The following is a 6,421-nucleotide window of genomic DNA, read 5'->3' on the forward strand; positions in this document are numbered from 1 at the left end:
TTAGAATTCAACACTATGTTTTGTATAAAATTTTTTTAAAGTTATTGAATAAATTTTTGTTATCAGTTGAGAAAAATAAGTGCAAATATATTTACTTAAGAATTATGAATTATGAGTTTAGGATGAAAGTGGTAACCACTTTCTGAAAATGATTTTAAAAAATCTATCAATATAATTTGCTTTACAAATTTATAAAAAGATACGTTGGAAATTACTAGGAACGAAGTGAGTAGTAATAACCACAATTATTCACTCTTAACTTTTAACTAAAATAATCTCTTAGTTATTGAAAAAATATTAATTTGAGTTTTCTCATTTGATAAATGAATAAATTTGGAACCCTATAACTTCAATGAAACAAGCAAGTAGGAATTAAATTTAATATATAACTTATATATTAATCTTAAATTCTCACATTTAGATAAATTAATAAACAAACTTAAGAAAAGGTGATCAATATGATAAAATTAATTGCAAGCGATATGGATGGAACTTTACTAGATTCTAATGGTGTTTTACCTTTAGAATTTTATTCTGTGCTTTCTGAACTAAATTCTAAAGGCATAATTTTTGTAGCTGCATCTGGAAGACAATATCATAATTTAGTTAAAACTTTTGATAAAGTAAAAAATAACATTATTTTCGCTGCTGAAAATGGAACTTACATTGTTCAAAATGGCAAAGAATTATATTCAAATTGTATTTCTAAAGACATAATACCTGAATTATGTTCATTAGCTGGTACCTTTGACAACTGTTATATTCTTCTATGTGGAAAAAAGGCAGCTTATTTACAAACCAATAAATCATCTGTAGTAAATGAAATAAAAAAATACTTTGAAAATGTAGAAATTATAGATGATATAGCTACAATAGATGATGAAATTTTAAAATTTACTTTATGTGACTTTAATGGGGCTAATGAAAACTCTTATGAAATTTTTAATGAAAAATATAAAGACAAGCTTAAAGTTGTAACTTCAGGTAATATTTGGCTTGATATTATGAATAAAGATGCTAATAAAGGTGTTGCTATTAAGTTTTTACAAAATAAACTTAACATCTCTTTTAGTGAAAGTATGGCATTTGGAGACTACTATAACGATTTAGAAATGCTTAAAGCATGTAAATATAGTTATGCAATGGGAAACGCTGTGGATGCTGTAAAAAAAGTTAGTAACTATCTAACAGATACAAATGAAGAATGTGGTGTACTTAAAGCAATAAAAGAAGCAGTTATATAACTGTTTCTTTTTAATTTTACATAGTTTTAACATAATATTTACTATATACTAATTTATAAAAAAACTAATTAAAACTATAATGTTACATAAATGAATAAGTAAAACAATTATTTTATTGATTTATCAATATAGTAGTTGTATAATTTCAATTAATATTTAAATAAATTTTAGGAGTGATACTATAATGTTGAATTTTTCATATAAAAACCCTACAAAACTGGTTTTTGGTAAAGATACAATATCATCAATTGGTTCTAACATAAAAGCTGAATCAATTGATAAAGTTCTTTTATTATATGGTAAAGGATCTATTTTTAAAAACGGAGTTTATGATTTAGTTACTAAATCTCTTAAAAATAATAATATAGAGTTTATAGAACTTTCTGGTGTTAAACCAAACCCAGTACTTTCTAAAGTTAAAGAAGGTATAGATATAGTTAAAAATAATAACTTAAAAGCAATTATAGCTGTAGGCGGTGGAAGTGTTATTGATTCTGCTAAAGCTATATCTGCTGGTTCTTGTTATGAGGGTAATGTTTGGGATTTATTTGAAGGTAACGGAAAACTTGCAAATGCACTACCTATCTTTACTGTTCTTACCCTTTCTGCAACTGGTTCTGAAATGAATTGTGGTGGTGTTATAACAAATGAAGATGAAGGAAAAAAATGGTCATTTGGTTCTCCATTGCTTTATCCTAGAGTATCTATTCTTGACCCATCAATACAATCTACACTTCCTACAAAACAAACTGTTAATGGTGCTGTAGATACTATAACTCATGTATTTGAAGCATATTTTGGTGGAACTAAAAATACAGATATGGTAGATGAATTATCCGAAGGCATTATAAGAACAGTAATAAAACATTCTAAAATTCTTATTAATGATAGTAATAACTATAATTCTAGATGTGAGCTTTCTTTTGCTGCAACTTTAGCTTTAAATGGTCTTAATGGCTTAGGTAGACTTGGAGATTGGTCATCTCATTCCATAGAACATTCATTAAGTGTTTTAAATGATATATCTCATGGTACTGGTCTTGCTATAATTATGCCTGCATGGATGAAATATGTTTATAAAGAAGATGTCTGTAAATTTGCTAAAATGGGTAGAAATATTTTTAATATAAATGAGTGTGACGATGAAAAAGCTGCATTAAGTGCAATTGATGCTCTTAAAAATTACTATAAAGAAATAGGAGCACCAACTACGCTTAAAGAAGTAGGCGTTTCATTTAAAGAATTAGACTTCATCGCAGATAATGCAGCAATGTCTGCACCTTTAGGTACTTTTAAAAAGTTAAACAGAGAAGATATTTATAAAATACTTCAAATAGCTTTTGAATAAATATTAAGCTAAAATCTAAAATTTTTATCCTTATAATAAAGCAAGTACTATTTAATTAATTTTAAATAGTACTTGTTTTTATAGCTAATTATTATATAATCCTGTACACATATTATCTAATTTTTCTAAAATACTTGAAGCTTTATCTTCATCAACTAATGCAACTATATAATCTCCACTAAGTATCCTTGTAAATCCTCTAGGTATTATTTCTTTGCCTCCTCGCTTTATCGCCACAATTAAACAATCCTTGGGCCAATTTATATCTTTCATTAATTGTCCCTCTGTAATACATCCCATATGGACAGCATATTCTATCAATGTTTTAGTTGTACTATTTCCTTCAAAATTTGAACCATTCTTTTTTAAAATATTTTCTAGTAAACTTTCGTAAATTGGTTCTGATTTTAATAAATCAGAAGTTATATACGCAAATATACACACTATTGCTAAAGGTAACATATGATCAAAAGAACCTGTCATTTCTGTAATTAATATTATACCTGTTATAGGTGCTTTAACTATTGCTGTAAAGTGTCCTGCCATTGCTAATATTATAAAAGTTAATATATAAATACTAGGTACTCCTAAACTATAACATACTATAATACCAAAAATGTTTCCTACTAATGCTCCAAGTACTAATAGTGGAAAAAATATTCCCCCAGGTATACCTGAGCCAAAGCATATAAGAACCAATAGAAATTTTATAACTAAAAAAAGTAACAACGTTACCAATACATACTTATTTTCTGACAAACTCATTATAAGATTATGACCACCACCAATTAATATTGGTGATATTACACCTACAATTCCTGTCACTATAAAAGGTATTATTGTTTTTACTTCAATAGGCATTCTCTTAAAGCTACCATAAATTTTTTGACTTTTTAATATTCCTTTGTTAAAAATTGTACCACTTATACCAACTAAAACTCCTAACAATATTAAAGCCCAATAAAACTTCAAAGGTAATGAAGCTATTCCTTTAAAATTTAATGCTGGATCTAAACCCAAAAATCTCTTTGCCACAAAATCTGCTGTAAGTGCTGATGACATGGCAGAAAGTAAAACTAATGGAGAAAAATTTTTATGAGTTTCCTCTAATGCAAACATTACACCTGATAATGGTGCATTAAATGCAGCTGCTAATCCTGCACTCGCTCCACTTGTAGTTAAAAATTTTTCTTCAATATTTACTCTTTTAAAAATCCTAGAGAACCCTTGTCCAACTGCTGCTCCCATTTGAACAGATGGACCTTCTCTTCCTGCTGAAAGACCTACCCCTAAACAAATCACTCCACCTATAAACTTGTTTATAAGAACTCGTAACCAATTAATGTTTAATTTTCTAACTAAAAATCCTTCTACTTGAGGTATTCCACTACCTGATATCATCGGCTCTTTCTTTACTAACACACCAACTAAATATCCTAAAAATGATAAAATTATAATTATAACTGCTATTTTTATAGGGTTACCCTTTGAACTACTATAAATACCATTAGAAATTTTAAATAATTTATCTATAGCTAACCTATTCAAAACAATAATTATACCTGTAATCAGGCCAACTACAGCACCTTCAATTATAAGCTTAAATCTTAAATTCTTTCTATGTGATAAAATATTAGTAGTTTTATCTTTAGATATCTCCATTTTAATCCTCCTTTACTTAATATGAACAGCAAAAAACTAAGCATTTAAAATTTAAATACTTTTTCATATACTTAAAATTATTTATACTTTATATAAATTTGCCCTTTTTTATTATATAACTCATATTAAATTATTTCAAATTTATAAATTAAAATTTAAAATACATTAAAGCAACTATCTTTTTACACGAAATATATATTAACTTTTTCTATACTAAAATTTTCATTATAATGTTATTCATAGAAAAGTTAATTTGCAAATTTATACCAAAAATTGTATATTTAAAATATATATAATATATTAATATTTTTAAAAAGTAGGTGTTAATTTTATGAAAACAGATATACTATTAGAGTCTGGTACTGGTGAAGTAGAAATACTAGAGTTTATAGTAAATAATAAGCATTATGCAATAAATGTTATAAAGGTTAGAGAAGTTGTAGATATAGATAATCTAACAGAATTACCTAATAATCATCCTTCTATAGATGGTGTAGTTCTTTGTAGAAATGAGATACTTACCTTAATCAATTTAAGTCAAGTTCTTGATTCTCATAAAAATAATAATTTAAAACCTTTTAAAGCTATTCTATGTGAATTTAATAAGGTTAAAGTAGCTTTTAAAATAGATGATATTGTTGCAATACATCGTATCAAGTGGGAACAAATCAGAAAACCTGATGAAATTTCAACTAATCCTTTAGTAATTGGAAATATATTATTTAAAGATAACATTATATTACTTTTAGACTTTGAAAAAATTATTACTGATATAAATCCTAAAATAGGTATAAGTGAAGATAAAATTAAAGATATACATTGTAAAGATAGACATGGAATAAAAATTGTTTTAGCTGATGATTCAGCATTAATAAGAACACTTTTAAAAAATACATTAAATAAAGCTGGATTTGAGAATTTAACATTTTTCAATGATGGAACTGAAGTATTGACATACCTTAACAGCCTAGCTGAAAGTAAAAAAGAAAACTTTGTAGATGATGTTCAAATACTTATAACTGACATTGAAATGCCTCAAATGGATGGTCATACTCTTGTAAGAAAAATTAAAGAACATACAATTTTAAGAAAATTACCTTGTATAATTTTTTCATCTTTAATTACTGATGATTTAAAACATAAAGGCATTGATGTAGGTGCAAATGCCCAAATTAGCAAACCTGAAATTGGAGAGCTTGTTGACATAATAGATGAATTTGTAATTAGCAAATAAATATAAGAAACACCAACAATAACTTGTAGAACTATTGTTGGTGCTTTTTATATTTATTAAATACTATAAGATTCAATATTACATTTCATATTTTTTAAATAAATTTAACTTTTGATTTATTTTTCTACATAACTCTTATTATATAATTGCTCTAATTTTTTTATATATTCTTCCTGTATATTTATTATACTACTTAGAACTTTATATTCAGAAGTTTCCCAATCATCTTCATCTTTTGTTATCCTACCTCTCACATCTATAAATAGTGCCCTAACATCTTTATTTATTTCTATTGCACATTCAGTTAATTCTTTTGTATTAATTCCACATTTATGATTACTAATTTTATTGTTAAATTGAGTGATAAGTGATGAAATTTTATCATATATAAAAAAATTTATTTCTTTTGTATCCTCATAAGTTATAGATTCCTTTAATACTTTATAGTAATTAATTTTTTCCTTCTCATGCTTTTCTAATATATTTACAAAAACATTAAAAGAAATTATGTTGTTATTGTTTTTTTTAATATTTTCGTAGAAATTTAAAATTTTATTAGATGTGTCTATTGCCCTATCTACTAAATCAATTGAATTATATCCCATTTTATTTCCTCCTGCGTTGTAACAACATAAAATCTTTTTTATATTAATTTTTTAATTTCACGTTGCACTCATAATATACTTACGTATATTTTTATACTTTAGTTAAATTGTCATCATACTTATTTTATTAAATAAATCGTTATTCTGATACAGTTTCTATATAAGTTGTTTTTAAACATTTACATTTTTTATATTTATATATTACTATATTTTTTATTTTAATTAAACTTTTATTAGATAGGTACTTATATATACTATTAAAAACTTTCTACTAAAAGAAGAAAATTATTAAATTCAACGAACAAATTTTATATATTTCATTATATAT

At 25.2% G+C, this 6,421-nt stretch carries 5 protein-coding genes; 3 read left to right on the forward strand and 2 right to left on the reverse strand.

The window, feature by feature from the left end; translation table 11 throughout:
• Positions 1-458 precede the first annotated feature (458 nt).
• Together CSGHG_RS02915 and CSGHG_RS02920 are read left to right on the forward strand one after the other, a co-directional pair.
• Entirely contained in the window at positions 459-1,244 is a 786-nt protein-coding gene (locus CSGHG_RS02915) for an HAD family hydrolase (protein ID WP_010292539.1), read from the forward strand.
• A 184-nt stretch (positions 1,245-1,428) separates the two neighbouring features.
• Complete coding sequence (locus CSGHG_RS02920; protein ID WP_010292541.1) at positions 1,429-2,592, forward strand: iron-containing alcohol dehydrogenase; 1,164 nt, start codon at positions 1,429-1,431, stop codon at positions 2,590-2,592.
• 84 nt (positions 2,593-2,676) lie between these two features.
• On the opposite strand, the gene CSGHG_RS02925 is transcribed toward CSGHG_RS02920, so the two are convergent.
• Positions 2,677-4,254 (reverse strand): ClC family H(+)/Cl(-) exchange transporter, encoded by a 1,578-nt coding sequence (locus tag CSGHG_RS02925; protein WP_010292542.1) that lies wholly within the window; start codon positions 4,252-4,254, stop codon positions 2,677-2,679.
• A gap of 331 nt (positions 4,255-4,585) precedes the next feature.
• Here CSGHG_RS02925 and CSGHG_RS02930 point away from each other — a divergent pair, with 331 nt between their 5' ends.
• Positions 4,586-5,488 carry a chemotaxis protein gene (locus tag CSGHG_RS02930; RefSeq protein ID WP_010292544.1) on the forward strand — a complete coding sequence of 301 codons (903 nt, stop codon included), beginning with the start codon at positions 4,586-4,588 and terminating at the stop codon, positions 5,486-5,488.
• Positions 5,489-5,604: 116 nt separating this feature from the next.
• On the opposite strand, the gene CSGHG_RS02935 is transcribed toward CSGHG_RS02930, so the two are convergent.
• Entirely contained in the window at positions 5,605-6,093 is a 489-nt protein-coding gene (locus tag CSGHG_RS02935) for a hypothetical protein (RefSeq protein ID WP_010292546.1), read from the reverse strand.
• Positions 6,094-6,421: the final 328 nt, after the last annotated feature.

Origin of the sequence: Clostridium senegalense JC122 (assembly GCF_000285575.1) — a bacterium.
Classification (GTDB): Bacteria; Bacillota; Clostridia; order Clostridiales; family Clostridiaceae; genus Clostridium_J; species Clostridium_J senegalense.

Coding starts and splice junctions, on each gene's coding strand:
- CSGHG_RS02930 (WP_010292544.1), top strand. CDS start 4,586: ATGAAAACAGATATACTATTAGAGTCTGGTACTGGTGAAGTAGAAATA.
- CSGHG_RS02915 (WP_010292539.1), top strand. CDS start 459: ATGATAAAATTAATTGCAAGCGATATGGATGGAACTTTACTAGATTCT.
- CSGHG_RS02925 (WP_010292542.1), bottom strand. CDS start 4,254: ATGGAGATATCTAAAGATAAAACTACTAATATTTTATCACATAGAAAG.
- CSGHG_RS02920 (WP_010292541.1), top strand. CDS start 1,429: ATGTTGAATTTTTCATATAAAAACCCTACAAAACTGGTTTTTGGTAAA.
- CSGHG_RS02935 (WP_010292546.1), bottom strand. CDS start 6,093: ATGGGATATAATTCAATTGATTTAGTAGATAGGGCAATAGACACATCT.